General features: G+C 70.2%; 22 protein-coding genes and 1 pseudogene. 16 read left to right on the plus strand and 7 right to left on the minus strand.

Translation table 11 applies throughout. The features are described 5' to 3' along the window. Positions 1–23 precede the first annotated feature (23 nt). The 11 genes from ACL03I_RS19795 to holA all read left to right on the plus strand — a co-directional run bounded on the left by ACL03I_RS19795 (position 24) and on the right by holA (position 14,048). On the plus strand, positions 24–1,874 hold the full coding sequence (locus ACL03I_RS19795) for an HSP90 family protein (protein ID WP_412806649.1): 1,851 nt from the start codon (positions 24–26) through the stop codon (positions 1,872–1,874). Between the two features lie 2 nt (positions 1,875–1,876). Beyond that, a complete protein-coding gene (locus ACL03I_RS19800; protein WP_412806650.1) occupies positions 1,877–3,829 on the plus strand; it encodes a hypothetical protein in 1,953 nt (650 codons plus the stop codon). A 115-nt stretch (positions 3,830–3,944) separates the two neighbouring features. Next, positions 3,945–4,586 carry a nicotinate-nucleotide adenylyltransferase gene (nadD, locus tag ACL03I_RS19805; RefSeq protein ID WP_355072347.1) on the plus strand — a complete coding sequence of 214 codons (642 nt, stop codon included), beginning with the start codon at positions 3,945–3,947 and terminating at the stop codon, positions 4,584–4,586. A gap of 94 nt (positions 4,587–4,680) precedes the next feature. Further along, complete coding sequence (rsfS, locus tag ACL03I_RS19810) at positions 4,681–5,094, plus strand: ribosome silencing factor (protein WP_355072349.1); 414 nt, start codon at positions 4,681–4,683, stop codon at positions 5,092–5,094. A 71-nt stretch (positions 5,095–5,165) separates the two neighbouring features. Next, the gene (locus ACL03I_RS19815) at positions 5,166–5,750 is read left to right on the plus strand and encodes a histidine phosphatase family protein (RefSeq protein ID WP_379254761.1); all 585 of its coding nucleotides are present in this window, start codon (positions 5,166–5,168) and stop codon (positions 5,748–5,750) included. 799 nt (positions 5,751–6,549) lie between these two features. Next, on the plus strand, positions 6,550–7,245 hold the full coding sequence (gene octT, locus ACL03I_RS19820; RefSeq protein ID WP_412806678.1) for a diglucosylglycerate octanoyltransferase: 696 nt from the start codon (positions 6,550–6,552) through the stop codon (positions 7,243–7,245). Positions 7,246–7,248: 3 nt separating this feature from the next. Then, positions 7,249–8,091, plus strand: coding sequence for a DegV family protein (locus ACL03I_RS19825; protein WP_355072350.1), 843 nt, complete (start codon positions 7,249–7,251; stop codon positions 8,089–8,091). An 82-nt stretch (positions 8,092–8,173) separates the two neighbouring features. After that, positions 8,174–8,659, plus strand: a complete 486-nt coding sequence (locus ACL03I_RS19830) for a GNAT family N-acetyltransferase (RefSeq protein ID WP_355072352.1) — start codon at positions 8,174–8,176, stop codon at positions 8,657–8,659. A gap of 588 nt (positions 8,660–9,247) precedes the next feature. Beyond that, on the plus strand, positions 9,248–10,168 hold the full coding sequence (locus ACL03I_RS19835) for a helix-hairpin-helix domain-containing protein (RefSeq protein ID WP_412806651.1): 921 nt from the start codon (positions 9,248–9,250) through the stop codon (positions 10,166–10,168). Next, positions 10,165–12,927 carry a ComEC/Rec2 family competence protein gene (locus ACL03I_RS19840; protein WP_412806652.1) on the plus strand — a complete coding sequence of 921 codons (2,763 nt, stop codon included), beginning with the start codon at positions 10,165–10,167 and terminating at the stop codon, positions 12,925–12,927. The genes ACL03I_RS19835 and ACL03I_RS19840 overlap by 4 nt, the downstream gene beginning before the upstream one ends. Positions 12,928–13,076: 149 nt before the next feature. Further along, the gene (gene holA / locus ACL03I_RS19845; RefSeq protein WP_355072358.1) at positions 13,077–14,048 is read left to right on the plus strand and encodes a DNA polymerase III subunit delta; all 972 of its coding nucleotides are present in this window, start codon (positions 13,077–13,079) and stop codon (positions 14,046–14,048) included. Positions 14,049–14,282: 234 nt separating this feature from the next. Here holA and ACL03I_RS19850 read toward each other — a convergent pair whose 3' ends face one another. After that, entirely contained in the window at positions 14,283–15,353 is a 1,071-nt protein-coding gene (locus tag ACL03I_RS19850; protein ID WP_356966433.1) for an aldo/keto reductase, read from the minus strand. A 125-nt stretch (positions 15,354–15,478) separates the two neighbouring features. Here ACL03I_RS19850 and ACL03I_RS19855 point away from each other — a divergent pair, with 125 nt between their 5' ends. After that, positions 15,479–16,543: an MmyB family transcriptional regulator gene (locus ACL03I_RS19855; protein ID WP_355072361.1), complete on the plus strand. Its 1,065-nt coding sequence runs from the start codon at positions 15,479–15,481 to the stop codon at positions 16,541–16,543. Between the two features lie 6 nt (positions 16,544–16,549). On the opposite strand, the gene ACL03I_RS19860 is transcribed toward ACL03I_RS19855, so the two are convergent. Beyond that, positions 16,550–16,795 carry a hypothetical protein gene (locus ACL03I_RS19860; RefSeq protein WP_355072363.1) on the minus strand — a complete coding sequence of 82 codons (246 nt, stop codon included), beginning with the start codon at positions 16,793–16,795 and terminating at the stop codon, positions 16,550–16,552. A gap of 175 nt (positions 16,796–16,970) precedes the next feature. Next, positions 16,971–17,231: a 30S ribosomal protein S20 gene (rpsT, locus tag ACL03I_RS19865; protein ID WP_355072365.1), complete on the minus strand. Its 261-nt coding sequence runs from the start codon at positions 17,229–17,231 to the stop codon at positions 16,971–16,973. A 212-nt stretch (positions 17,232–17,443) separates the two neighbouring features. Here rpsT and ACL03I_RS19870 point away from each other — a divergent pair. Both ACL03I_RS19870 and ACL03I_RS19875 read left to right on the plus strand, forming a co-directional pair. Further along, a pseudogene (locus ACL03I_RS19870) lies at positions 17,444–17,672 on the plus strand (transglutaminase family protein); the annotation flags it as partial. A 96-nt stretch (positions 17,673–17,768) separates the two neighbouring features. Further along, positions 17,769–18,557, plus strand: coding sequence for an aquaporin (locus tag ACL03I_RS19875; RefSeq protein WP_355072367.1), 789 nt, complete (start codon positions 17,769–17,771; stop codon positions 18,555–18,557). Positions 18,558–18,611: 54 nt separating this feature from the next. Here the strand turns inward: ACL03I_RS19875 and ACL03I_RS19880 are convergent, their stop codons facing one another. Together ACL03I_RS19880 and ACL03I_RS19885 are read right to left on the minus strand one after the other, a co-directional pair. Further along, complete coding sequence (locus ACL03I_RS19880; RefSeq protein ID WP_355072368.1) at positions 18,612–19,016, minus strand: DUF5360 family protein; 405 nt, start codon at positions 19,014–19,016, stop codon at positions 18,612–18,614. 8 nt (positions 19,017–19,024) lie between these two features. Next, positions 19,025–19,579, minus strand: coding sequence for a type II toxin-antitoxin system PemK/MazF family toxin (locus ACL03I_RS19885; RefSeq protein ID WP_355072370.1), 555 nt, complete (start codon positions 19,577–19,579; stop codon positions 19,025–19,027). Positions 19,580–20,245: 666 nt separating this feature from the next. Between ACL03I_RS19885 and lepA the strand changes: the two genes are divergently transcribed. Beyond that, positions 20,246–22,123: a translation elongation factor 4 gene (gene lepA, locus ACL03I_RS19890; protein ID WP_355072372.1), complete on the plus strand. Its 1,878-nt coding sequence runs from the start codon at positions 20,246–20,248 to the stop codon at positions 22,121–22,123. A gap of 4 nt (positions 22,124–22,127) precedes the next feature. On the opposite strand, the gene ACL03I_RS19895 is transcribed toward lepA, so the two are convergent. Both ACL03I_RS19895 and ACL03I_RS19900 read right to left on the minus strand, forming a co-directional pair. Beyond that, the gene (locus tag ACL03I_RS19895; RefSeq protein ID WP_355072374.1) at positions 22,128–23,384 is read right to left on the minus strand and encodes a sensor histidine kinase; all 1,257 of its coding nucleotides are present in this window, start codon (positions 23,382–23,384) and stop codon (positions 22,128–22,130) included. Continuing rightward, a complete protein-coding gene (locus ACL03I_RS19900; protein WP_355072375.1) occupies positions 23,381–24,073 on the minus strand; it encodes a response regulator transcription factor in 693 nt (230 codons plus the stop codon). The genes ACL03I_RS19895 and ACL03I_RS19900 overlap by 4 nt, the downstream gene beginning before the upstream one ends. A 568-nt stretch (positions 24,074–24,641) precedes the next feature. Between ACL03I_RS19900 and ACL03I_RS19905 the strand changes: the two genes are divergently transcribed. Beyond that, on the plus strand, positions 24,642–26,876 hold the full coding sequence (locus ACL03I_RS19905) for a hypothetical protein (protein ID WP_356966423.1): 2,235 nt from the start codon (positions 24,642–24,644) through the stop codon (positions 26,874–26,876). Positions 26,877–26,882: the final 6 nt, after the last annotated feature.

The raw sequence follows: 26,882 nt of genomic DNA on the forward strand, positions 1-26,882 counted from the left end.
TTGCGCCGACAAGATCGGCGGCCATGGGGAACAGAACGCCGGACGATCCGGCGGCGGTGCACAACAACTATTCGTTTCAGGTCGATTTGCGCGGGATAGTCGATCTGCTCTCTCATCACCTCTATTCGAGTCCGCGGGTCTATCTGCGCGAGCTGTTGCAGAACGCCGTCGACGCGGTCACCGCACGTGTTCGGCTCGATCCGCTGGCTCCCACCGGAATTCGGCTCTCCGTGGACGAGTCCGGGCTGCGGATCAGCGATCCCGGTGTCGGCCTGACCGACGCCGACGTGCACCGGTTCCTCGCCACCATCGGCCGCTCGTCCAAACGCGACGACATCGAAGGCGCGCGACGGGAGTTCCTCGGACAGTTCGGAATCGGGTTGCTGGCCTGTTTCACGGTCGCCGAGACGATCCGGGTCGTCACCCGATCGGCCGCCGACCCGACCGCCTCGCCGGTCGAGTGGCTGGCCCGCGCCGACGGCACCTACTCGGTGCGCTCACTCGATCGAGGCGAGTACGCGCAACCGGGCACGACGGTGTGGCTCACCCCGCGCGGCGGAGCCGGGGAGTGGTTCCGGCCGCAGCGGGTGACCGACCTGGCACGCGAATTCGGGTCGCTGCTGCCCTACGAGGTGACGGTGGAGTCGGACGATGCTGTGACGACGGTCACCGAAGGCGTTCCGGTCTGGCGCCGCGCGTATCCGTCGGCGGAGCGGCGCAGGGCCGCCCTGCTCGACTACGGTCACCGGACGCTGGGCTTCGTCCCGCTCGACGCCATCGAGCTCGATGCCGGTGCGGCAGGCGTCAGCGGTGTGGCCTATGTCCTGTCCCAGCCGGGCAACCCGTCCGACAGCAGTGCGCATCGGGTGTACCTGAAGGGCATGCTCCTGGGCGACGCGGTGCGCGGCGTGCTGCCGGATTGGGCGTTCTTCGTGCGCTGCGTGCTCGACACCGACACGCTGCGCCCCACCGCGTCGCGGGAGGGCCTCTACGAGGACGAGCGGCTCGCCGTCGTGCGCGAGGTGCTCGGAGACCGGATCCGGGACTGGCTCACCGAGATCGCCGCCGAACAGCCGCAGCGGCTGGCCGCGTTCCTGTCCGTGCACGCACTCGGCGTGAAGGCGATGGCGAGCCATTCCGTCGAACTGCTGCGCATCATGCTGCCCCATCTGCACTTCGAGACCACCGACGGGCGCGTGCCGCTCACCGAGTTCGCCCGCCACCACCGCACCGTCCGGGTGACGGCGACGGTCGAGGAGTTCCGTCAGGTGGCGGCCACCGCCGCCGCGCAGGGCATCGGCCTCGTCAACGGCGGCTACGCCTACGACCGGGAGTTGATCGTGCGGTTGCCGCGGTTGCTGCCCGGCGTCGAAGTGGTCGACCTGGACGTAGACGCGATCGCCGCGGCGCTCGACCCGGTCGACCCAGGCGACGAACTGGCGCTGGCCCCGGTGCTCGAACTGGCGCGATCCGTGCTCGACCCGCTGTCGTGCGACGTCATCGTGCGCGCCTTCCATCCGGTCACGGTGCCCGCGCTCTATCTCGACGGCCGCGCCGCACGCAACGAACGCGCCAGAGCGCAGACGGCCGGGGACGCCGACGACCTGTGGACCGAGATCCTCGGCGCCCTGGCGGACGCGACACCGCGCGCTCGGCTGGTGCTCAACCACCACAGCCCGATCGTGCGCAGGCTGTCCCGCATCGACGATCCCGGCTTCCGAAAGACGGCGGTGGAATCGCTCTACGGGCAGGCCCTGTTGATGACCCACCGTCCGCTGAGCGCGGCCGACACGGCGCTGCTCAATCGCGCCTTCGGCGAATTCCTCGGCTGGGCCACCCAACGTGCCGCCGACCGCGGTGAAGAGACGGAGTGAGCATGGACGCCGCCGAGATCGGCGCGGCGCTGGTGCAGGTCTACGCGCTACCGCACGGCCGGACGCGCACCGAGCGACTGGAGACCCTGGCCGCGGCCGCGCGAACCGGATCGGATCGCGCGCTGGAAGGCAGGGTGCTGCTGGAGCTCGCGCAGTCGTACACCTACGCGGGCGAACGCGATCTGGTGCCCGTCGCCTACGGCAGGTTGCTGCGGATCTACGACGACCACCCCGCCGAGCTGGGCTCGATGACGCACTCGGTGCACTGGTATCTGAAATGGGTGACCTGGGGCATGGTCGGCAACCCCGCGCTGCCGCTGTCCACGATCGATCGCTGGTTCGACGAACTGGACAGCCGCTACCGGCAGCGCGGCTACAGTCCGCGCCCGGTGCTGGCCCTGCGCTCCGAACTCGCCCGCGAGATCGGTGACACCGCGGCCGCCGCCGCGTGGCTGGAGCAGGCGATGGCCGCACCGCGCGACAGCATGTCCGACTGCGATGCCTGCGAGCGCGGCGAATGGGGCGTGACGAGCGTGTCTCTCGGTGACGACGAGGGCGGACTCGCGCACTGGAAGCCCGTGCTCGACGGCGAACGGACCTGCGCCGAGGAGCCGCACCGCGTTCTGGCGCAGGCACTGCTCCCGCTGGTGCGCACCGGCCGCGTCGCGGCGGCACGCGGCGCGCACCTGACCGGGTATCCGCTGGTCCGGCACACCGAGGACCTGCGTCCGTCGGTGGCGTCGCATATGGAATTCTGCGCGCTGACCGGCAACGAGGCACGCGGGCTGGAAATTCTCACCGAGCACGCGAACTGGCTGGCCGATTCCGGAGCCGACGCGGGCGCGCGCCTGGCCTTCGCCACCGGCGTGTGCGTGCTGCTGCGCAGGCTGGTGGCGCTGCGGCTGGGTGATCTTCCGCTGGCGGAGGGGACGGTGGAATCGGTGCGCGCCCGGTTGGAGGTCGAGATCGGCGCGTTGTGTGCTCGCTACGACGCCCGCAACGGCAACAGCTCGGTCAGCCTGCGCACCGCCGCCCGGCTCGCGGCCGAACCGCTACTGGACCGGTTGCCGCTCGGTTTGCGCAGCACACTGCCGCGCGCCGCGAGCGCGCCGGACAGCGTGCGGGCGGCCGACGACTTCTCCGGCGACCGAGCGACGGAGGTCCGCAGGCTGGCCGAACTCGGTGCCGCCCGGCTCGCCGATACGCCCGAGGAGGCGGAAGCCCACCTGCGGGAAGCGCTGGCGCTCGGTACGCAGGTGCTGGCCGGGGAGGAGGCCGCCCGGCTGGGCGCGCAGCTGGTCATCGCCATCGCGAGCCAGCCGGACCGCGAACTCGATCTGGCCGATGCCGCGGTGCGCGCCGCGGCACGCTGGGAAGGGCTGTCCGAACCGGATGTACTGCATCACACCGTGGTCGCCGCACGCGCGTTCCATCGCGCGGAGCGCCACGGCGAGGCCGTCGCCCTGTTCGAACACGCGCTGCTCAGCGGCGCGATTCCGTATCCGTCCGGCGAACTGGCGGTGGTGCGCGCGCAGTTCGGCCGATCGCTGAACGCACTGAACCGCCACCGCGAGGCCGCGCGGCAGTTCCTGGAGGCGGCACGACTCCTCGAACGCGACCCGGAGCGGACGAAGCTGCACGCCGAGCTGGCGTGGTCGGCCGCCACCGCGCTCGAGTACTGCGGGCAGGACGACGAGGCGGTGGCCGCCTACCAGCGCGCCGCACAGCTGTGGGCCGGGCTGGGCGCGGTGGCGGAGCGGGCGCGTTGCCTGCGGGCGGCGGCCTGGCTGCGCGTGTGCGGCGAAGCCGATCCCGAATCCGGGCTCACCTCGATGCGGACGCTGATCGCCGAGCTGGCCCCGCTGGCGGGCCGGTCGGCCGAGGCGGCGGATGAACTCGCGCGCACCCGCGAGCAGCTGGCCCGGATGCGCGAGATGGGAGACGCCACCGCCTGAGGCGCCGCCGGGCCCGTGTGGCGGGGCATAGTGCGGGCGGGTGTCCCCAGTTCGCCGCCCGCCCCCGCTTACCGGCCCCGTGCGGGCCGTGGGCGACCCGTTAAGCTCGGCAGTCATGCACGAGACAGGTCGGCGCGGCCGCAAGCTCGGGGTGATGGGCGGCACGTTCGACCCCATCCACCACGGGCATCTGGTCGCCGCCAGCGAGGTCGCGCACCGGTTCGACCTGGACGAAGTGATCTTCGTCCCGACCGGGCAGCCCTGGCAGAAATCGCACAAGCAGGTCAGCCCGGCCGAGGATCGGTACCTGATGACCGTCATCGCGACCGCGTCCAACCCACGGTTCTCGGTGAGCCGTGCGGACATCGAGCGCGGCAAGGTCACCTATACCGTCGACACCCTGCGGGAGATGCGATCGGCCCATCCCGGCGCCGAGCTGTACTTCATCACCGGTGCGGACGCGCTGGCCAGCATCCTCACATGGCAGGATTGGGCAGAACTGTTCGAACTGGCGAAGTTCGTCGGGGTGAGCCGTCCGGGGTACGAGCTGAACATCGATCATCTTGAGGAGCATCTGCGGGATCTCCCGCCGGATGCGGTGACCATGGTCGAGGTCCCCGCGCTGGCGATCTCGTCGAGCGAATGCCGTCGCCGCGCCGCCGAGAATCGGCCGGTGTGGTACCTCGTCCCCGACGGCGTGGTGCAGTACATATCGAAGCGGCACCTGTATGTGCCCGGAGCAGCGGAAGGTAGCTGAGCGTGAGCGAGCGCAGCGAAGGTGCGGGCATGAGCGAGCGAACGATCCCCACGGCCGCGAGTGCCGTCCCGCCGAGCGCCCGGGGGGTGCAGGCATGACCGCGTCGACCGAGTCGGTGGAGATCGCGCAGGTCGCCGCGCTGGCCGCCGACGAGAAGCTGGCGTCCGACGTGGTGGTGCTCGATGTGTCGGAGCAGCTGGTTATCACCGACTGCTTCGTGATCGCGTCCGCGCCCAACGAGCGTCAGGTCAACGCCATCGTCGACAACGTGGAGGAGAAGCTCCGCGCGGCCGGGCACAAGCCGGTCCGGCGCGAGGGCACCCGCGAAGGCCGCTGGGCGCTGCTGGACTACGTCGACGTCGTCGTGCACATCCAGCACAACGACGAGCGCAATTTCTATGCGCTGGAACGCCTGTGGAAGGACTGCCCCGTGGTGCCGGTCGCCGGTCTCACCGGGGCCGCGCCGGATTCGCGCGCCGCGGCGACGGAGGACGAGGCGCGATCGTGAGCAGACATGCCGGCGTGCGCACCCTCATCCTGTTGCGCCACGGGCAGACCGAATGGAACGCCACCGACCGCATGCAAGGCCAGATCGACACCGATCTCACCGAACTCGGTCGCAGACAGGCCAAAGAGGCGGCACGCGAACTGGTTTCGCGCAACGCCATCGCTATCCACGCTTCGGATCTGCGCCGTGCCTTCGACACCGCGACGGCTCTGGCCGAACACACCGGGCTCACCGTCGTGCCCGACGTCAGGTTGCGGGAGACCAATCTCGGCGACTGGGAGGGATTGACCCACCTGGAGGTCGACGCCGACTATCCGGGCGCGCGCATGGCGTGGCGGCTGGACGCGCGCTACACCCCGCCCAACGGCGAGAGCAAACTCGAGGTCGGGGCGCGGTCGCTGCCGGTGGTGCAGGAGTTGCTGGTCGAGCGGCAGGACTGGCCGGGCCGGACTATCATCCTGGTGGCGCACGGCGGGCTGATCGCCGCCCTCACGGCTGCGCTGCTCGACCTGCCGCCGCAGAACTGGCCGATCCTCGGAGGACTGGCCAATACCAGCTGGGTGCAGCTCAGCAGTCACGGCCCGAGCATCGAACAGCCCGGCTGGCGTCTGGATGTGTGGAACGCAGCGGCGAAGGTAGCACCGGATGTCCTCTGAAGAGCCGATCAGATCGGTCCCGGACGAACTGTTCCGTAAGGTCTCGGCGAAGGCCGAACGGCAGTTGCCCGACGCGTTGTTCGGCGGTCCGCCACCGGCTTCCCGCGAATCCGCGGCTACATCCGACGAAGCTTCCGGCGCGGCAGGCGATTCCGGCGGCGGGTCCGAGTCCGGAGAGGAATCCGACTCGGAGGACGACGGATCCGGTGACATCGTCACCAGCGCCGAGCCGCAGGTACACGTCGGCGGCGGCGGCGCGTCGCCCGTCGGTGCCGCGAACGACGCTCCGGAACGGATTGCCGAGTCGGCGGAAACGCTCGGCGAATCGGTCTCCTCGACGGGGGACGGGTCCACTGCAACGTTCGGCGAACCGGTTGCCCCGGCGGCGGACGGTTCCGCAGCCTCTGCGATCGCGGAATCGGTTGGCACACGGGCGGATGGATTCGCCGGAGCACTCGGCAAATCGGTCGCGGTGACGGACGGGGCCGCGGCCGACACAATCGCCGGATCGGATGCCACGGTGGCGGCTGGGTTCGCAGCGGTGCTCGACGAACCGGTTGTCTCGGCGGGTAATGGGTCCGCTGCGGCGCTCGGCGAACCTGTTGCTCCGGCAAGAGAGGAGTCCGCGGCCGACGCGATCTCCGCATCGCCCGCGCCGACAGACGCCGTGATCGAGTCCGCGACGCCCGGATCCGCTGTGCCAGGAGAACCTGAACTCGCCGCGCCCGAGTTCGCCGCTGTCGCTCCGGAATCCGCGGGCGCCGACGAACCCGCCGAAACGCGCGAAGCCGGGCGCCCGGTGCTGCTGGTGATCGCCGACTCCCTGTCCTACTTCGGGCCCAAGGGCGGACTGCCTGCAGACCATCCGCGTATCTGGCCGAACCTCGTTGCGGCCGAACTGGATTGGGACGTCGAATTGGTCGCCCGGATCGGCTGGACCTGCCGCGACGCCTATTGGGCCCTGATCGGCGATCCTCGGGTGTGGGCGGCGGTGCCGCGCGCCGGTGCGGTGGTCTTCGCCGTCGGCGGCATGGACACGCTGCCCTCGCCATTGCCCACCGCGCTGCGCGAACTGATCCGCTATGTGCGCCCGCCCGCGCTGCGCCGCGTCGTCCGCGCCACTTACAACTGGCTGCAGCCCAAGCTGTCGAAACTCGGCAGGCCCGTGGCGCTTCCGCCGAAGGTGAGTGTCGACTATCTGGAGCAGTGCCGCACGGCGCTGGCGCAGTTGCGCCCTGACGTGCCGGTCGTCGCGGTGCTGCCCTCGGTGCACAACTGCGAGGCCTACGGCCGCGTGCACTCCGGGCGGCCACGGGCGGTGGAGGCGCTGCGCTCTTGGTCGAACCGGACTTCGGTGCCGCTGGTCGACCTGGGGGAAGCGGTGCGCGACAACGTCTTCTCCGGCGAGGCGAATCCGGACGGCATCCACTGGGGCTGGGACGGTCACACGGCGGTGGCCAACGCGATGGTCAAGACCCTGCAGGAGGTTCGGTAGTCCGTGGCAGTCGTGGTCGTCACCGATTCGTCCGCCAGCCTCCCTGCCGAACATGTCGACGAGCTGGATATCGCCGTCGTCCCGCTGCACGTCCTGGTCGGTGACCGGGCGATGCGGGAAGGCGTCGATCCGGTCGAGATCGACTATGCCTCCGACACCGTGACCACTTCGGCCGCCTCGCCCGGCGAGCTGCGGGAGGTGTACGAGCGGGCCTTGGAGCGCAGCGGCGGTGACGGCGTTGTCGCGGTGCACCTTTCCCGGCGGCTGTCGGGCACATGGGAGGCCGGTCGGCAGGCCGTGCGCGACATGGACGCCGCCGACCGCGTCCGGCTGGTCGACTCGCTCGGAGCCGGGTTGGCCACCGGGCTGCCCGTGCTGGCCGCCGCCCGGCGTGCCGAGTCGGGAGCGCCGCTGGACGTGGTGTACGACGCGGCGGTGGCGGCCGCCGCGCGGGCCCGCACGTTCATCCTGGTCAATCGCACCGAGCAATTGCGGCGCGGCGGCAGACTGTCGTCGGCGGCGACGTTCTTCGCCAGCGAGCTGGTCACCAAGCCGCTGCTGCAGATCGTCGAGGGACGGCTGGAGCTGCGGGAGAAGGTCCGGACGCGCTCCAAGGCGTACGCGAAACTCGTCGCCGCGGCAGTCGACGCGGCGGGCGAGGACGGCGCCGCGGTGGCCGTGCAGCATCTGGGCGCCGAGGACGCCGCACAGACCATCGCGGGCCAGTTGCGGGAACTCGTTCCCGGCCTGGAAGAACTCATCGTCGCCGAGTTCGGGCCCGCGCTGGCAGTGCATCTCGGGTTGGGGGCGCTCGGCGTGCTCGTCGTCCCCGGCGGATGTCGCTGAGCGTGTGCGGGTCTTCGGGCGGACAACGATCTCGGTGATCCGAATGCGAGCGCGTCGCCCGGCGTACGGCTAGCGTCGGAGCATGAGTTCCGCGAAGCCGCCGGTCCGTCCTCCGCTCACCGTGACCGCCGTGGACTGGGACCATCCGGACGCGGTGACGTTGCGCGCGGAGATGGCGGCCGAGGTCGGGCCGCGCTACGCGCATCTGGCCAGGCAACTGCCCACGAACCCGAACGCGGTGGATTCCGCCACTGTGCACAGCACTTTCGTGGCGTACTCCGATGGTCCGGTGGGTCACGCCGCGCTGCGGTGGAACGGGGAGGAACTCGAGGTCAAGCGGATGTTCGTCCGCCCCGCGCATCGCGGCTCGGGCGCGGCGGCGCTATTGCTCACCGCCGCCGAGGATGCCGCCCGCGCCGCTGGACGCCCCCGACTGATCCTGCAAACCGGTCACCTGCAACCGGAGGCCGTCCGCTTCTACGAACGCAGCGGTTACCACCGAGTTCCGATCTTCTCGCCGTACGAAGTGCTTCCCCTGTCGAACTGCTTCGCCAAGGATCTGGGCTGAGGCGGACCAGAGCCACGGCGGGTTCCGGCATAGCCGCCACTGTTCCCCGGCGAGTTGTGCACAGGGCCGCGGTTGTCAACATGTTCGTCGAATCCGCTGGTCGGACCGGTCTTTTCGGCGTCTGCCCGCACTACCGTCGCGGCCATGTCACGACAGGACGAACGCGAGCGGGTACGGCGGCGATTGGGTGAGCTGACCGCCCGGGTCGGCGCGAGCATGACGGCCGGTGTCGGCACCGGGAAGGCCGGGCCCGATGCGGAGCACGGACCGTCTGGATGGGAGACGACGCGGTCTGCGCGTAGCGTGCCCGTGGGGGAAACGGGGCAGCCGGATCGTCCGAGCCGCACCGCCATGGCCGCGGCGGCCGTCCCATACCGGCGTCGATCGAGCACGGTCGCACGCCCATCGACTGCGGATGAAAATGCCGCGCGTCCAGTGGGTCTCGGGTGGCAGACGGGCCGGACGCCGCCTGCCGTCCGCCCCGGTCCCTCAGCTGGGGAGACGCGACCCGCACCCGATGCCGGGAAGGTGGTGGATGCCCGCCCCGCCGAATCCGAGGATGACGAAGGCGACCGCCGGTCGGCACCCGTGAGAAACCACTCCGATGGTGCCGCGCAAACCGGTGGGGCCCGGCCCGCGAGCCGTCCTGCTGCCGCGGGGAAATGGGATCTCGTGCGGCTGCCCGGCCATCCCGCGCCCGACCGGGAGTCCGAAGACGATGTCGGCCGAGTTCGGTCGCCCGGCTGGCTGGAGGAGCCGGTGCCCGGCGCGAATCGGCTGCACCGCCTCGTGCCCGAACGGTTCCGGGGTCTGCGGCTCGATCCGGGGCGTTACGGGGTCCGTACGCTCGCGCTTGTCGGCCTTGCCGCGATGGTCGTCGCCGGGGTGGTCGTGTTCCGCGAACGCCCGATCGCTCATACGGTGCCGCCGTTGCCGATCGGACAGAGCGTCGCCTTGGCGACATCCAGTGCTGCCACCACGAGCGCGGCCGGAGCGCCACCGCGAGCAGTCGATCCCGGCCCGCCGACGACGGAATTGGTCGTCAGCGTGGTCGGCCTGGTCCACCGCAGCGGTTTGGTTCGTCTCCCCGACGGTTCGCGTGTCGCCGACGCGCTCGCCGCGGCGGGCGGCCCGAGTGAAGGCGCGGACACCACCGGCCTGAATCTGGCGCAGCGGCTGTCGGATGGCGATCAAGTGCAGGTCGGTCCGGCCGCGCCGAGTTCGGGCGCGTCGCAGCAGGGCAGCGGCACGATCGGCGCAGGCGGGCGCCCATCCACCGGGTCCGCCGCCGCGCCGAGCCGTCCGTCGAGCCCGGCGGGCCGGATCGACCTCAACACTGCCTCCGAAGCCGAACTCGATGCTCTCCCCGGTGTGGGGCCGGTCACCGCACGCGCGATCATCAACTGGCGTACCACCAATGGTCGCTTCAGCACGATCGAGCAACTCGGTGAAGTCGACGGCATCGGCCCCGCCCGCTTGGCGCGGCTGCGTGATCTGGTGCGGGTATGAACGCCGCCGGGTTGCTCGAACTGGTTCGCCGGAAGCTGGGTGCCGATACGGAATCGTCCATGGCCCGCCCGCGCGCCGGAGCCGTTCGAGGTTCGGGGGAGGGCGTCGCGTCGGAGGAGCCCGGCGTCGTTCAGGCACTCGACGCTCGCCTGCTGCCCGCCGCTTTGTGCTGCTGGGGTGCGACCATCGTGGCGGTGGCGGCAGGGTGGCGGGCCGGGATCGCGCTGGCGATCGCGTTGACGGTCTCGGCCATCGGGTTGTGGGTGTTGCTGTTGTGGGTGACCGCGCACCGCGGCGAACGCCGACGAGCGGTGGCGGTGGTTGCGCTCGCCGCCGTGGTGCTCGGCGCGGGGTTCGCGGCCGCGGCGGCATGGCGGGAACATCGCGTGGCGACCCATCCGCTGCGGGCTTCGTCCGGGCAGTCGGTGCGTGTGGTGGTCATTCCGACAGACGATCCGAAACCGCTGCGCGCCAAGGTCTCCGGCGCGGACCGTCAATGGGTGGTACGGGCGGATCTGCGCGAGTACCGACGCGGCGGGGTGACGGTACGTGCCGGTGGCGCGGTGGTCGTCCTGGCTTCCGGTGCGGAGTGGGGTGACTTGTCGCCGGGCGGGCCGGTCGAGTTCCGGGCCAGGGTGGAGATGCCGCGCCGATCCGACCTCACCGTCGTCACGCTGCACGCGCAGGGCGCGCCCACTGCCGCCGGACCGCTGCCGTGGTGGCAGCGCGCCGCCGATACGGTGCGCGCCGACTTCGCGGCCTCGGCGACGCGAGCCCTGCCGGCCGACGCCGCAGGGCTGCTGCCAGCGCTGGTCGTCGGCGATACCTCGGCGTTGCCCGAACAGGTGCGCGAGGATTTCAAGATCGCTGGGCTGCAACACCTGACAGTGGTCAGCGGCGCGAATTTCACCATCTTGCTCTCGGTGGTGTTGCTCGTCGTACGCCTGCTGACGCTCGGCCCGCGCGGTGCTACGGCCGTCGCCGCCGTGGCGCTGCTGATGTTCATCGTCGTCACTAGGCCGGACCCGAGCGTGCTGCGCGCCGGTGCGATGGGCGCGATCACCCTGCTCGCCGTGCTCACCGGCCGTCGTAAACAGGCGCTGCCCGCGTTGTGCGCCGCGATCATCGCGTTGCTAGCCCTTTGGCCAGGGCTCGCCGTCGACGCGGGGTTCGCGTTGTCGGTCGTCGCGACGGGTGGCCTGATCCTGTTGGCGCCGAGCTGGGCCGACTGGTTGCGCGCCAGGGGATGGTGGCGGGTGCCCGCCGAGACAGTGGCCGTGTCCGCCGGGGCGTTCGTGGTCACGACGCCGATCATGATCGCGCTCACCGGACAGCTCAGCCTGGTCGCCGTCCTCGCGAACGTGCTGGTCGCGCCGGTCGTCGCGCCGATCACCGTCGCGGGGGCTGCCGGTGCCGCACTGTCGAGCCTGTGGTCGCCGCCGGCCGACTTGGCGCTGCGCTGCGCGGCACCGCCGCTGTGGTGGCTGTTGTGGGTGGCCCGCCACGCGGCCGCGCTGCCCGGCGCGTCCGTCGCGGTCCCGGGTGGCCTGGCGGGAGGACTGGTCGCGAGTGCCGTCGTGGTGGGCGTGATCGCGGCATTGCGTGTTCGCCCGGTGCGGCGGATCGCCGCCGCGGTCGTGGTCGGCGTCGCGGTGGTCCTGGTCCCGGTGCGGCTCTGGCACCCCGGCTGGCCGCCGACCGGCTGGGTCCTCGCGGCGTGCGACGTCGGCCAAGGTGATGGCCTCGCGTTGTCGGTCGGTCCCGGCGCCGCCGTGGTCATCGATGTCGGGCCGGATCCGCGTCCGATCCGGACCTGCCTGGATCGTTTGCGCGTCTCGCGCATCCCGCTGCTGATCCTCACCCATCCGCACGCGGATCACATCGACGGGCTCGCAGGCGCGCTGCACGGCCGCGCGGTCGACGCGATCGCCGTCGGCGTCCACGAGCTCGACGTGCTCGCGCCACCCGCACACGATCGGTCGACGCCCGAAGCGGGGCTCGGATGCGCTTCCGTGCCCGCCACCGCACCGGCCGCGGAGGTGTACCGGCTCAGCGGGTTCGCGAAAGGTCATGCCCGGAACGACCGAATCGTTTCGTTCGGCCGACGAGATGCGCGAAGCCGGTTGCCGGGCAGCCCCGATCGCGCCGCTCCCGTGCTGGGACACGCGCAAATCGATTGTCGGCCAGTCGGATACGGGGTGCGGAGCCAGGCGCGTCCATCGGGTGACGCGCATGCCGCTGCCTCCGGTCTCACGCAGGTCGCGGCCATCGCCAGGAGCGCGGGAGTGCCGCTGCTGGAATTGTCGGCCGGACATGTTCTGAGTTTCGGGTCGATCGAACTGGAGGTGCTCGCACCGGCAAGGAACGGTCCGCGACCGGTCCGGGGCGCGGAAACCGACGGCGCCAACGACCGTTCGGTGGTCGTCACCGCCCGCACGCCCGCGGGCAGGATTCTGCTCACCGGGGACATCGAGGCCACCGCGCAGCGGGCTCTGATGCACGCCGGAATTCCCATCCAGGCGGAGATCCTCAAACTTCCGCACCACGGATCACGCACCACCACAAAGGAATTCCTCGACGCGGTGCGTCCGCGTCTGGTGCTGGTGAGCGTCGGCGCGGACAACGCCTTCGGGCATCCCGCCCCCACCGTCCTCGCGGACTTGTCGGCCCTCGGCGCGACGGTGGTACGCACGGACCTGGACGGCGACATCGTGGTCTCGGCCGGAGGCGGCCACTTGCGTATGACGAGTTCGCGATGACCGGCGGATCACGCGTGCCGCGACTGCCCCTGGCCGGGGTGGGGTGTCGGTCGTTGACCGTAGGATCGGGCTGTGGACGAGCGCGGCGAATGGAGCAAGGCGGCAGAGCCATCGAGCACGACGCCCTCCGGCGACGAGGAGGCGCCGTCGTGAGCGAGCGGCCTGCGCCCGTGCATTTGGTGCTCGGGGAAGAGGAACTGCTGATCGAGCGGGCGCTGGGCGCGCTCACCGCGCAGGTGAGGGCGTTGGCTCCGGACCCGGACGCGGTGCCGGTCGATCGCCTGCGCGCGGGGGACGCGAGTACCGCGGAGCTGGCCGAACTGCTGAGCCCCTCGTTGTTCGCCGAGGACCGGGTGATCATCCTCGAGGCGGCGGCCGAGGCGGGTAAGGACGCGGTCGCGGTGATCACCGAGGCATCGCAGAGCCCGCCCGAGGGTGTGTTGCTGGTCGTTGTGCACTCCGGTGGCGGACGGGCCAAGGCGCTCGCGCCCGCGCTCCAGAAAGCCGGTGCCGTCACCCACGACTGTGCCAAATTGACCAAGGCCGCCGAGCGCGTCGAGTTCGTGCGCGGTGAGTTCCGCAACGCCGGAGTGCGGGTGTCGGGCGAGGTCGTCCAAGTGGTGCTGGAAGCGGTGGGCTCGGACCTGCGTGAGCTGGCCGCGGCGTGCGGGCAGCTGGCCGCGGACACCGGAGGGAAGATCGATGTCGCGGCCGTGCGCCGCTACTACTCGGGCAAGGCCGAGGTCTCCGGGTTCGACGTGGCCGAACTCGCGGTGGCCGGGGATCGCCCCGGTGCGATGGAGGCGCTGCGCTGGGCGAACGACCGCGGCGTTCCGCATGTCCTGCTCGCCGACGCGCTCGCCGACTCGGTGCACACCATCGCGCGCGTCGGTTCGGCCGGGCGCGGTGACCCGTTCAAGCTGGCCCAGCAGCTCGGTATGCCGCCGTGGAAGGTGAAGAAAGCGCAAGCCCAGGCCCGCAACTGGACCCCCGCGACCATCGGCTCCGCCCTCCAGGTGGTCGCGACTCTCAACGCCGACGTGAAAGGCGGCGCCGCCGACGCGGGCTACGCGCTGGAACACGCCCTTACCCGAATCCTCGATCTGCACGGCGCGAGCTGATCCGGGTCCGGTCGACCCGTTCCAACGCGTTCGCCGGAGCACACGCTTCAGAGCGTTCAGCCTCGGTCCTGGTTCCCGCTGGGGCAACGCCATGCGGGGCTGGTCACCACCCAACTCGGCAGGTACCCATGCACGGCGGACGGCAGCTCGCCGGAGACCGGCCGCGCCGCCGATCAGGTGCGACCCGATGCGGCGGTGCGGGTCTCGCTTCGCACCGCCGCATCGGATCGACGCTCAGACGCGCCCTTCGATCTTCAGGTCGCCGAAGGTGACGCTCTGGGTCATGGGGCGGTTGAGGAATTCGTGCGGGAATCCGAGATCCACCGCACTGGCCTGTTCCAGCCTGGCGAGCTGGGTGGCGTCGAACTCCACGTCGAGGGCGCCGAGGTTGTCCTCCAGTTGCGCCGCCGTGCGCGCGCCGATGATCGGCGAGGTGACTCCGGGCTCGCGCAGCGTCCAGGCCAGCGCGACCTGCGAGGGTGTCTTGCCGATCTCGTCCGCGACCTGCTTCACGACGTCGGCGATGGCGAGGCCGCGTTCGGTGAGCGAGCCGTTGGCGGCGGCCACGTTCTTGCGGCTGCCTTCGGGCGAACCGTCCGCCTGGTGGTCGAGGTCGGCGCGGCTGTACTTGCCGGTGAGCACACCGCTGGCCAGCGGTGACCACGGAATCACACCGAGGCCCAGTTCGCGCGCCATCGGGATGAGGTCGCGCTCGACGGTCCGCTCGATCAGGCTGTATTCGATCTGCAGCGCGATCAGCGGCGACCAGCCGCGCAGGTCCGCGATGGTCTGCATCCGGGCGATCTGCCAGGCGGGCGCGTCGGAGATGCCGACGTAGAGCACTTTGCCCGAGCGCACCAGATCGTCCATACCGCGCAGGATCTCCTCGACGGGGGTCAGGAAATCCCAGGCGTGCAAGTAGAGCAGGTCGATGTAGTCGGTGTTCAGCCTGCGCAGGCTGGCCTCCACCGAGCCGACCATGCTCTTGCGGTGGTTGCCACCGGAATTCGGGTCACCCGGACGGCGCAGCATGGTGTATTTGGTGGCCAGCACCAAGCTTTCGCGGTTGTCCGCGGTGAATTCGCCGAGCAGTTGCTCGGAGGTGCCGTTGGTGTACTGGTTGGCCGTATCGATGAAGTTGCCGCCGCGCTCGACATAGGTGTCGAAGATCTTGCGGGCTTCGTCCCGGTCCGCGCCCCAGCCCCAATCGGCGCCGAAGGTCATGGTTCCCAGGGACAGGGGTGACACCCGAAGGCCCGAGCGGCCGAGCAGCCGGTAGGTGTCGAGGGTGCGAGCTCCGGACATGTCCAGCTCCTTGTATTTTCGCGATGTCTCGTTGCCGGAAGCCAGTCTTCAGCGCCGCGCGAGGACCAGTAAGGGAAGCTTCATCCTGGGAAAGCCAGTCCTAGGCAGCCGTAGGATCGACGGTGATGAGCACCGTGCACCCCACACAGCGCCGCGACCTCACCTCCGGTGGCGGCAGCCCGCGTAATCACGCCGGACCCGGGAGCGGCGCGGAGTCGGCCCAGCGCCGCGATCCCAGGCCTGGCAGCGGCAGCCCGCGTAATCACGCCGGACCCGGGAGCGGCGCTGATTCGACCCAGCGCCGCGACCTCGGGTCCAGCGGCGGGAGTTCGCGCACGCGCGCGGGGTCCGGCAGCGGCGCGGATCGAGTGCAGGAGATGGCCGCCTTCTTGCGGGCTCGCCGGGAGCGGCTGACGCCGGAGGATCTCGGCTTGCCGCAGCGCAAGCAGGCGCGCCGGACGCCGGGGCTGCGCCGGGAAGAGGTGGCCGAACTGGCAGGCGTGAGCACCGACTACATCGTGCGGCTGGAGCAGGGGCGGGGCCTGCGGCCGTCGGTGGACGTGCTGAACGCGCTGGCGCGGGCCCTGTGCTTGAACGACGACGAGCGCGCCTACCTGTTCGATCTGGCGCGACAGCGGCAGCCGGACAGCGGCAAGCCGAGCACGGTGCCCGCGCCCGCACTGGCCATGCTGGTGCGCGATCTGTCCCCGCTGCCCGCGATGCTGGTCAACCACCGCTACGACATCCTGGCCTGGAATCGGGAGATGGCGGCGTTGATCACGGACTTCGGCGCGCTGCCGGAGCGGCAGCGCAACTCCATGTGGTTGTGCCTGCTCGACCCGGGCATGCGAGATTTCTATGTCGAGCGGGAGCGCATCATCCGGGAGGGCATCGCGGATCTGCGCGCGGCATGGGCCGCGCATCCGGAGGACCGGGCGCTGGCCGACCTGATCGCCGAGTTCACCGCCCACAGCGCGGAGTTCGAGCAGGCATGGGCCCGCCACGACGTCCGCGTGCAGGGACGGGGGAACAAGCCGCTGCGGCATCCGGTGGTGGGTCCGCTGGTCGTCAGCTACGAGGTGCTCATACCCGTGCAGGATCCCGACCAGCGGATCGTCATCTACCGCGCCGCCGACGCGGACTCCCAGACGGCGCTCGACCGGCTCACCGCCGACCTGGATACGCGGTGACCGGGGCTATTCCGTGGAGGTCAGAATCAGCTCGCCGTCGTCGTCCGCGTCTTCGTAGCGGCCTTCCCACTCCTCGTAGGCGGGCACGTCCTCGTCCCGCGTGACGATCCACTCCAACGAGTAACCGCCGTCGTCGTCGGGAACCAGCACATTCTCGATCTTCAGTCCGAATCCGAGCACCTCGGCCGCGCGGATCACGTCCGGCAGGTCCTCGGCGCGAACGACCGTCTGATTGGCATACACGGTTACCATGCGCGGAATGGTAGCTGGAACCTCCGACACAGCGCGGGCCGAATCTAGAAACAGCAGCTGAAACGGCGTGGGAGCCAGATTGCTGTCCGGGCACGACAAAAGCCGCCGTGGTCATCGAGGCCACGACGGCTGCGTCACACCACGAGTGCGGTACCGGCGCGCGGTACCGGGTGAATCAGAGCTTGTTGTAAGCCAGCGACAGGGCCGACTTCTTGTTGGCGGCCTGGTTGGCGTGGATGACGCCCTTCGAGGCGGCCTTGTCCAGCTTCCGGCTGGCGAACTGAAGGCGCGCGGCGGCGGCTTCCTTGTCACCGGCGGCAGCCGCCTCGCGGAAGCTGCGGATGGCGGTGCGCAGCGCGGACTTGACCGACTGGTTGCGCTTGCGCGCTTCCTCGTTGGTGCGGATCCGCTTCAGCTGGGACTTGATGTTGGCCACGCCGGTTCCTCGTGTTCCTGTCTGGTAGGTCTGTCCTGGGAAAGTTCGTCGAGCGCGCGACATACCCGAATGGAACGGGTAACGCAGCGCCGAAGGTCGAGGTTACCAGTCACCGTTCGGCACGCGAAATCCGACACCGGACCCGCCCCGGTCGATACCGGACACGGCACCGCGCTGGCTTCCCTGGCGACCGGCGAGTTCCACCCGCGAATCCGGCTGCGGGGATCGGCACGACGGTCTCCGGGCGAGAGTACGCCCGCGTCGAGGCATGGACCGGCGCGTGGTCGGGCTCACGGCCCGGCCGGCGGACGCAGGCGCCGAGCAGCGCGTGTCCGTCGGGGTGGGCCGTCGCTACGCGATACGCCGCCGCTGAAGGGCCTCTTGTCGGGCGGCAGTTCGACCGGCCCCGAAGTCGTTGTAGAGATCACACGACTCGCGTAGCGTCCTCCTAGCAACCGTTGCTTTCGAGCGGCTGGCGTTGCCGAAGCGGTACCACGACTCGTCCGAGTACATGTCTGGAACGCGGAAGGTGGACAGATGTCTCCAACGGCCCAGGAAGTAGTCGAAGAGGCTGTCGAGAACAAACCGGTTCCCGAGAGCAAGAAATGGGGCGCGGAGGCGCTCGGCACCTTCGTCCTGGTGATCGGCGGTGTCGGCACCGCGGTGCTGGCGGGGGAGAAGGTCGGTCCGCTGGGCATCGCGCTCGCTTTCGGCCTGTCGCTGATGTTTCTCGTCTATTCGATCGGGCCGATTTCGGGCTGCCACGTGAACCCGGCGGTGACCGTGGGGCATCTGCTGCTCGGCCGGATCAGCGGCGTGTCCGCGGCGGGGTACGTGATCTCGCAGCTGATCGGCGGGCTCCTCGCCGGTCTCGTTTTGTTCGCGCTGGCCAAGAACCTGCCGTCGTACGACCGGTCGGTCGACGGCCTCGCCGCGAACGGGTGGGGCAAGCACAGTCCCTCGGCGATTCGGGGGCCGCTGGGCGAGGTGGTGGTGCAGAACGGGTTCGGCATCGCCGCCACGATCATCGTCGAGGTGATGCTCACGGCGCTGCTGGTCTTCGTCGTGCTGTCCTCCACCGATCAGCTCTCCGACGTGCCGCTGGCCGGCCTGTCCATCGGCGCCACGCTGGCGGTGATCAACCTGGTGGCGATTCCGGTGGACTACGCCTCGGTGAACCCGGCACGCAGCCTCGCCGTGGCGCCCTACCAGGACGGCGCGATGGGGCAGGTCTGGGCGTTCATCGTGTTCCCGCTGATCGGCGGCGCACTCGGCGCGCTGCTGTACGGCCTGCTGTTCGGCCGTTCCCGCGAAATGATCTCCTGACGAAGGCGTTCGGCCCCGGTCACTCGGCCGGGGTCGATCACTGTGGCTGGGCGGTCAGCTCGCGGTGCGCTCCTGCGGTGCGGTGCACACCAAAGTGACCAGCGCCGGGATCGGGAAGAGCAGCAGGAAGAGGTTGGGCACCCACCACAACGGACTGAAATCGCCGCGCAGTGTCCAGAACGCGATGGCTTGCAGCCCCGCCACGCTGGTCAGGGTCAGCGAAACGGTCATCAGGGTGCGCCAACCGGGCGAGCGGCACAGGCTCGCCAAGCCGGTGGCGCTCGCGGCGAGGTCGAGTACGACGAACGAGTAGTTCCAGTCGCTGAGGATCGGGTCGGTGTAATCCTTGTACGCCCATTCGGGCGGAATCACCTGGGCGAACGCGATCGCCCAGTAGAGCAGGAAACCGACGTCGGTGATCAGCATGGCGATCTTGGTCGGTCCGAGCACGCGTGCCATGGTCCGCCTCAGTGCCAGGCGTATTCGGCGCAGAGCCGGTGGGCGACCAGATCGAAGGTCTTGCGGGGCAGGATCGCGCCCTCGCGGCGGATGCCCGCCTCCGGCACGTCGAGCACCCGATCGAGCCGCACCCAGCTAGGGCGGTTGTCGTGGTCCCAGGACCCGCTGCCGATGCCGATCCAGTTGCGGTCGTAGGCGCGTTCCGGGTTCGACGACAGCATCAGCCCCAGCAGCGTGCGACGGTCCCGGCCCACCACCAGCACCGGCCGGTCCTTGCCGTTGCTCGGGTCTTCTTCGAACGGCACCCAGGTCCAGACGATCTCTCCGGGATCGGCACGGCCGTCCAGTTGCGGCGAGTAGACGATCTGCCGCGCCCGCTCGGCGGTCGGGACCGGCGTCGACGCGGCGGGCCGCACCGTGACGCCCACGGCCGTGCGCCGCTGGGCCAGCGACCCCACCAGCCGGTCGACCAGCCGGGGACCCTGCTGCTTGACCATCTTGGGCCCCTGTTGCTTAGCGATGAGACCGATCTGCTTGCCGAGGGTGTTCCAACTTCGGGCCATCTCAGGAGGATAACGGCGCACCCGCCGCATATCACCCGCGTGGGATGCGTTGTGTCGCGGGGGCCATTCGTCTGCGAGCGAGCTATGGACGCGGATGTGCCCGCCGATCCGGGACCGACCGGACATGTCCGGCTCCCTGCCCGTCGGCAAGGTACGCCGAGACCGAGCGCGATGAACGCAGCGGAGGACGGCGCGGCGCGCCCGACGGTGGCGACGGTGCGGGCGGTGACATCTTCGAAGCGTGGCCTCAGCGCATTCTTCGCGCAATGCGCAGGCAGACAGTAATCGCTGACCATGAGCGGTCGCGCGGGGCGCAGCGTCGCACCGCGACCATCGCGGCGCACTTCATGTCCGACTGCCCGAAGCGTCTGCGACATATCCACTGGCTCATCCCCAGCCGTCACCGGCTCAGCCGCGTCCGTCCATTCGCCCCGGGTAAAGGAAGGACCCGCAGCTCGATCACACTCTCGACCCGCCAGGGTGCGAGTCTTACGAGCACCGTTCGCGGCCCGGCTCGTGTCCGAGTGGGCGAAGCGCATGCGACGTAGTCGCGAGTCTCGCCCGCTCGGGCGCGAGCCATGAGGGGGCCGCGAACACGCAGCGCCGAAGGCGCTGCAAAAACCGACACAGCACCATGGGACGATAGACGGCAGTTTGCCGATACCCATGAGGAGTGGAGTGCCCGCCAGCTTCGCCGACACGACGTTCACCGATCCCGCCCGGATCCGGAACTTCTGCATCATCGCGCACATCGACCACGGCAAGTCGACGCTGGCCGACCGGATGCTGCAACTGACCGGTGTGGTCGAAGAGCGGCAGATGCGTGCGCAGTATCTGGACCGGATGGATATCGAGCGCGAGCGCGGCATCACCATCAAGGCCCAGAACGTGCGGCTGCCCTGGACGCCCCGGACGGGGGAGCACGCGGGCACCGATTTCGTGCTGCACCTCATCGACACACCCGGCCACGTCGACTTCACCTACGAGGTGTCGCGCGCCCTGGAGGCGTGCGAGGGCGCGATCCTGCTGGTCGACGCCGCGCAGGGCATCGAGGCGCAGACGCTGGCCAACCTGTACCTGGCGCTGGAGAAGGATCTGACGATCATCCCGGTGCTGAACAAGATCGACCTGCCCGCCGCGGACCCGGAGCGCTACGCCGCCGAGCTGGCGCACATCGTCGGCTGCGATCCGTCGGACGTGCTGCGCGTCTCCGGCAAGACGGGCGAGGGCGTGGCCGATCTGCTCGACCAGGTGATCGCCCAGGTGCCGCCGCCGGTCGGCGAGGCGGACGCGCCCGCCCGCGCGATGATCTTCGACTCGGTCTACGACACCTACCGCGGCGTGGTCACCTACGTCCGTGTGGTGGACGGCAAGCTGACTCCGCGCGAGAAGATCAAGATGATGTCCACCGGCGCGACCCACGAGCTGCTGGAGATCGGCATCGTCTCGCCCGAGCCGAAACCGACCCAGGGGCTCGGCGTCGGCGAGGTCGGCTACCTGATCACCGGCGTGAAGGACGTGCGCCAATCCAAGGTCGGCGACACGGTGACCGGTGCGCGCGGCGGCGCGACCGAACCGCTCACCGGCTATCGCGAGCCGCGCCCGATGGTGTACTCCGGCCTGTATCCGGTGGACGGCTCCGACTACCCGGACCTGCGCGACGCGTTGGAGAAGTTGCAGCTCAACGACGCCGCCCTGACCTACACGCCGGAGACCTCGGTCGCGCTCGGGTTCGGCTTCCGCTGCGGCTTCCTCGGCCTGCTGCACATGGAGATCACGCGCGAACGCCTGCAGCGCGAGTTCGACCTCGACCTCATCTCGACGGCCCCGAACGTGGTGTACCGGGTGGAGATGGAGGACGGCGTCGAGCACGTCGTCACCAATCCCTCGTACTGGCCCGAAGGCAAGGTTCGCAATGTCTACGAGCCGGTGGTGAAGTGCACCATCATCGCGCCGAGCGAGTTCATCGGCTCGATCATGGAGCTGTGCCAGTCCCGCCGCGGCGAGCTCGGCGGCATGGACTACCTGTCCGAGACCCGCGTCGAGCTGCGCTACACCATGCCGATGGCGGAGATCATCTTCGACTTCTTCGATTCGCTGAAGTCACGCACCCGCGGTTACGCGAGCCTCGACTACGAGGAGGCGGGCGAGCAGGAATCGCAGCTGGTGAAGGTGGACATCCTGTTGCAGGGCGAGGCGGTGGACGCGTTCAGCGCGATCGTGCACCGCGACGCCGCCCAGGCCTACGGCCACAAGATGACCACCAAGCTGCGCGAGCTGATCCCCCGCCAGCAGTTCGAGGTGCCCATCCAGGCCGCGATCGGGTCGAAGATCATCGCCCGCGAGAACATTCGCGCCATCCGCAAGGACGTGCTGGCCAAGTGCTACGGCGGTGACATCAGCCGCAAGCGCAAGCTGCTGGAGAAGCAGAAGGAAGGCAAGAAGCGGATGAAGACGATCGGCCGCGTCGACGTCCCGCAGGAAGCCTTCGTGGCCGCGCTGTCCTCGGACGCCGCTTCGGACAAGCCGAAGGACAAGAAGTAGGCGGCTAGCCCGCCGCGCGCAGCCGTACGCGCAGGCGGGCGCCGCCCATCGGGCTCTCGTCGAGTTCGGCGGTGCCGGAATGCAATTCGGCTTGCTGACGGACCAGGGCCAGGCCGAGGCCCGAGCCGGGGGAACCGGGGCCCTTGACGAAGCGGTCGAAGGCGTCGCCGCGCAACGCCTCGGGGATGCCGCGACCGTCGTCGTCCACATAGATCTCCACGATGTCCTCCGGGCCGGATCGTGCGCTGACGGTGACGGTTCCGGCCTTGCCGTGTTGCACGGCATTGGCGACGGCATTCGTGACGATGAGCATGACGCCGCCCGGTAGACCGGTCACCGTGATCGGTGGGCATTCGGCGAGTTCGACCCGCACCCCGGGATGCCCGCGCCGCGCGTCGTGCACCGCGCGGTCGAGGGTGTCGCAGAGGTCGAACGGCTCGAAGACGTCCGGTTCGGTGAGTTCGCCGACCGCGAGGCGTTCCAGATCGGTCAGCGTGTTCTCGATCTGCCGCTCGGCGAAGAGGATCTCGGACAGGATCACGCCGCGCTGCTGTTCCGGAATCTCTTTGGTGGCAAGTACTTGCAGGTCGGTGCGCAACGCGGTGAGCGGCGTGCGCAACTCGTGCGCGCAGACCGCGGCGAAGTCGCGTGCGCCGGTCAGCGCCCGTTGGGTGGCGCGGTGGGCGGCTTCCAGCCGGGCGAGCATGCGGGTGATCGCGTCGGAAAGTTCCTCGGCTTCCCGCGCGCCGCGGCCGGACAGCGGCGGCAGTTTCTCCAACGTGTCGATGCGGTGGGTGGCGTCGGCGAGACGACGCAACGGGCGTGCGGCGAACCCGGCCAGGAACCAGCCGAGCAGGGCGGCCAGCAACGCGCCCGCCGCGCCGATGCCGAGCCCGATGCGCTGGCTGCGATGTATAGCCGCCTCCACGACGTCGCGGTCGGGATCGAGCGCGACCAGCACGCCGGGCAGCCCGTCGACCCGGGCGATCGCCGCGTCGGCGGGCGCCACGGGTCCGCGCGCGTCGGCGGACCCCTGCTCGGGAGACAGCGTGGCCGCGGACGGCGGAACAGGTTGCGCGGGCGCGGCTTCACGCGGCGCGGCGACCCGCACCGCCATCGACGAGACGGTCTCGTCCAGCTGACGTTCACCGGTGGCGCCGAGCAGGGTGGCGAAAGTGATCGTCAAGGTGAGCGCGACCAGTGCCGCGACCACCCCCGACACGACCGCTACCCGGGTGCGCAGCGACGGCGATCCGCTCATGGTTCCTCCCGGAGGACGAAGCCGACGCCGCGCACGGTGTGGAGTACCCGGGGCACGCCGTCCGCCTCCAGCTTGCGCCGCAGGTAGGAGACGAAGACGTCGACGACATTGGTGTCGGTGGGGAAGTCGTAACCCCACACTGCGGACAGGATCTGCTCGCGGTCGAGCACGATCCCGATGTGCTCGGCGAGCAGGGCGAGCACCTCGAATTCACGTTTCGTCAACTCCACCGGCCTGCCCCCGGCCAGCACGCGGCGTCCGGCGGGGTCGATCCGCACCTGCCCGACCGTGCGCGCCTGGTCGGGGCGGTCCAGCGGTTTACGCCTGCGTCGCAGCAGCGCGTTCAACCGCGCGACCAGCTCGCCGAGATCGAACGGCTTGGTGAGGTAGTCGTCGGCTCCGCGTTCCAGGCAGGCGATCCGGTCGCTGACCGCGGTGCGCGCGCTGAGCACACAGATCGGGATGTCGTCGCCCATCGCCCGCAGCGCGGTGACCACGCCGACACCGTCGAGTTCGGGCATGTTGACGTCGAGCACCATCGCGTCGGGCGTGGTGGCGCGGACCATGCTCAGGGCCTCGGCGCCGTCGGTCGCGGTGACGACCTCGAAATCGGAGAGCTCCAGTCCCCGCCGCAGCGACGCGAGGACGCGAACCTCGTCGTCCACGACCAAGATTCGATGTCCGGCCATGAGGTCAATCTAATCCCACAGTCTGAGATCGTGGTGTCGGCTGCGCCCGCGGTGCGCGATGCGCGGGACCGGAAAGTGAGGCATTGGCCACGGCGCAAACTTGTAACGGACGTGTCGGACGGTGTGCAGACGTGGATCGTCGCGATGCGGCCGAGTGGAAGTCGATATGGGCCGATAGTCGTCCGGTAGATACGTTCGCGTCCCGGCCAACTCGGCATCCATGCCGCCGAACGGCTGATTCGTCGAATTCCTCGATGGAGAGCAAATCCTCGGCACTCCGTCGGCAACTCTCAGAGTTCCTTTAGTTCTTGCCGCCGCGCACTCGCCACGTTTCGATCAGGCCTGGTGACGGTGTCTATTCGAGACTGTGTGCGGTCGGGGAGGCCGTCGGAAATGGGGCTTCCGATCCGGCAAATCGGATGGCAGGGTTGTGTTGCCCGCCACAGTCGCATTCTCTCCAGTCCTGGAGAATGTGACAGGGGAGTATTCCCGAAATACTGTTGGGTGATCTTCACTCTCGGTCGGACCGGCGTGGTGAGGATGCTGAACAACCGAGAGTGGAGCTTTTATGACGCGTGATCTGCCCTTCGACGGCGACACCGAAGAGGCCGACCGCGCGGGCGACACCGCCTACCGTGTGGCCACCGGCGTCGCACGGGTCGCGCGGGCGGGCGCCTATGTCACCGGCGGCGCGCTGGTGGCCGCCAACGGCGGCGGCGTCCCCGCACAGCCCGGCGAATCCCGTCTCGACAGCTGGCACACCGGCTGGGCGCACAGCACCGATCCCGATCCCGACCAGCCGAGCCCGGTGATCACGTTCCCTGACCCGGTCGTCGAGCCCGCGCCGTTCTCGCATGGCTCGAATGTCCCGGTGGCGCACGGAAACTTGGTGCCAGGACCGGGCAATCCCGCGCCCGGGTTCGCCCTCCCCGGCACCGGCGCGGGCCCCGCCGGGTCGCTGCCCACGCTCCCCGGCGAGTACAGCGGCACCGACGCCGGCATGCCACTGCCGACGCTGGCCGGCGAGTCCGGCGCGCAGCAGGGGATGCAGCTGCCGACGCTGCCCGGCGAGTCGGGCGGCCACGGGACGCAGCTGCCCGGACACTCCGGCGGCGGCGTCCCCGGACTCGGCGGGATCCCCGGCATGGACGGGGATGCCGGGAGCGGACTGTCCATCCCGGGGACCGACGGTCACGTGTCCAACGGTTTCTCGCTGCCCGGCGTCCGGTCCGACGCCGCGAACGATCTCGACGCGCCCGGCGGGCACGGGTTCGGCCTGCCCGGCCACGGACTCGGCCAAGCCGGGCACGGCTTCGGCCTGCCCGGCGCGAACGGCTTCACCGCGCCCGGCTCCACCGTCTTCGACCTGCCCGGCAACAGCGGCGCCGGTGCGGCGCACGCGGCGGGCGATCCGTTCGACGGCGTCGGTCAGGGCGGCGATCTCGGGATGTTCGTCGGCACCCAGTGGTCGGTCGACTTCGGGGTCGGCCCGAACGGGATCTACTTCACCTCCGAGATGAAGGTCGACGGCGCCGTCGGGCACGTCGGCGATCAGCTCGACGAATTCACCGACTATCTGGCCGACGGCATCCATCTGCCGGACGGCACCGCCAGCGCGGCCGCCCAGCCGAACGCGCTGAGCCAAGGCCCTTCCGGACTGCTCGGTGGGCTCACGTCATCGGGCGCGTCCGCCACGCAGTCGTCGGCGGCCTCCGGCGTCGCGCAGTCCGCGTCGGCGGCCGGTGCGCCGACGGCATCGAGCGTCGCGCAGCCGCTGGCGGCCTCGGCGTCCGTCGCCCCCGTGAGTGCGGTCGCGCCGGTGGCCCCTGCCGCCACGGCGCCCGCGCCCGCACCGGCGGCGGTCGCCGCGGCACCGGTGGTCGCGGCCACCCCGCTGCAGACCACGATCCAGCCCGACGCCGCCTCGACCCCGATCGCGAATGTGTTCGCCGCTCCGGAGGGCCCGTCCGTGCTGACCGCTCCCGCGGCGGCCGTCCCCGCGCTGTTCGACGCGGTACGGCCTGCGCCCGTGGTGAAGCCGGCACCCGGGACCGACCCGCATCCGTCCCACCCGACCCAGTCGCCCGCGTCGACCGTCACCGCGCCGACGACGATCGTCAAGACCACGCCGACGCCGAGCGTTCCCGGCGACGTGACCGTCCCGTCCGCGCCGAAGACGCCGGATCACGACGTCACGAAGCTCCCGGGCGCCACCACGGTGCCGCACGGGGGCGTCACCACCGCTCCGGACGTGCCGACCACCAAGGTCCCTGGCGCGACGGTCACCCAGACCCCGGCGCCGACGCATGCGCCGACCACCCCGGGTGACGACGCGACCTCGCCGGGTGGCGTCACGGGTCGCCCGAGCACCGGTGGCACCTCCAACAGCACCTACCCGACCAACGACGTGCCGACCCACGAACTGCCCACCGGCGACGTACCGACGGTGAGCAGGCCTTCGCAGCCGACGTACGAGGCGCCGGACCAGCCCACCTACAGCGCCCCCGCACAGGCGCCCACCGTCGAGCCGCACGCCCCGTCCGCGCCGACCTACACCGCCCCCGTACCCACCCAGGCGCCGATCAAGCCGCAGGTGATCGACCCGAAGCCGCACGGCATCTCGGCGCCGCTGGCGCTCGACCACCCGGCCGACACCGTCTACCCGGTCGCTGACTACACCTACGACCACTCCGCACTGGCGCTGTCCTCGGGTGGCAGCCTCTCGGGTGCGCTGCTGCCGGAGTCGGGCATAGTGGAAACGCACCATTACGTGTCCGATGTGTCGGACATCTCCCTGATCTAGCAGGGG

The sequence above is a fragment of the Nocardia sichangensis genome (assembly GCF_047200615.1).
GTDB lineage: Bacteria > Actinomycetota > Actinomycetes > Mycobacteriales > Mycobacteriaceae > Nocardia > Nocardia sichangensis.

Excerpts from the sequence above, each read along its gene's own strand:
- ACL03I_RS19795 (WP_412806649.1), top strand. The coding sequence starts at position 24 with ATGGGGAACAGAACGCCGGACGATCCGGCGGCGGTGCACAACAACTAT.
- ACL03I_RS19800 (WP_412806650.1), top strand. The coding sequence starts at position 1,877 with ATGGACGCCGCCGAGATCGGCGCGGCGCTGGTGCAGGTCTACGCGCTA.
- nadD (WP_355072347.1), top strand. The coding sequence starts at position 3,945 with ATGCACGAGACAGGTCGGCGCGGCCGCAAGCTCGGGGTGATGGGCGGC.
- rsfS (WP_355072349.1), top strand. The coding sequence starts at position 4,681 with ATGACCGCGTCGACCGAGTCGGTGGAGATCGCGCAGGTCGCCGCGCTG.
- ACL03I_RS19815 (WP_379254761.1), top strand. The coding sequence starts at position 5,166 with ATGCAAGGCCAGATCGACACCGATCTCACCGAACTCGGTCGCAGACAG.
- ACL03I_RS19830 (WP_355072352.1), top strand. The coding sequence starts at position 8,174 with ATGAGTTCCGCGAAGCCGCCGGTCCGTCCTCCGCTCACCGTGACCGCC.
- ACL03I_RS19840 (WP_412806652.1), top strand. The coding sequence starts at position 10,165 with ATGAACGCCGCCGGGTTGCTCGAACTGGTTCGCCGGAAGCTGGGTGCC.
- ACL03I_RS19850 (WP_356966433.1), bottom strand. The coding sequence starts at position 15,353 with ATGTCCGGAGCTCGCACCCTCGACACCTACCGGCTGCTCGGCCGCTCG.
- ACL03I_RS19855 (WP_355072361.1), top strand. The coding sequence starts at position 15,479 with ATGAGCACCGTGCACCCCACACAGCGCCGCGACCTCACCTCCGGTGGC.
- ACL03I_RS19860 (WP_355072363.1), bottom strand. The coding sequence starts at position 16,795 with ATGGTAACCGTGTATGCCAATCAGACGGTCGTTCGCGCCGAGGACCTG.
- ACL03I_RS19875 (WP_355072367.1), top strand. The coding sequence starts at position 17,769 with ATGTCTCCAACGGCCCAGGAAGTAGTCGAAGAGGCTGTCGAGAACAAA.
- ACL03I_RS19880 (WP_355072368.1), bottom strand. The coding sequence starts at position 19,016 with ATGGCACGCGTGCTCGGACCGACCAAGATCGCCATGCTGATCACCGAC.
- ACL03I_RS19885 (WP_355072370.1), bottom strand. The coding sequence starts at position 19,579 with ATGGCCCGAAGTTGGAACACCCTCGGCAAGCAGATCGGTCTCATCGCT.
- lepA (WP_355072372.1), top strand. The coding sequence starts at position 20,246 with ATGAGGAGTGGAGTGCCCGCCAGCTTCGCCGACACGACGTTCACCGAT.
- ACL03I_RS19895 (WP_355072374.1), bottom strand. The coding sequence starts at position 23,384 with ATGAGCGGATCGCCGTCGCTGCGCACCCGGGTAGCGGTCGTGTCGGGG.
- ACL03I_RS19900 (WP_355072375.1), bottom strand. The coding sequence starts at position 24,073 with ATGGCCGGACATCGAATCTTGGTCGTGGACGACGAGGTTCGCGTCCTC.
- ACL03I_RS19905 (WP_356966423.1), top strand. The coding sequence starts at position 24,642 with ATGACGCGTGATCTGCCCTTCGACGGCGACACCGAAGAGGCCGACCGC.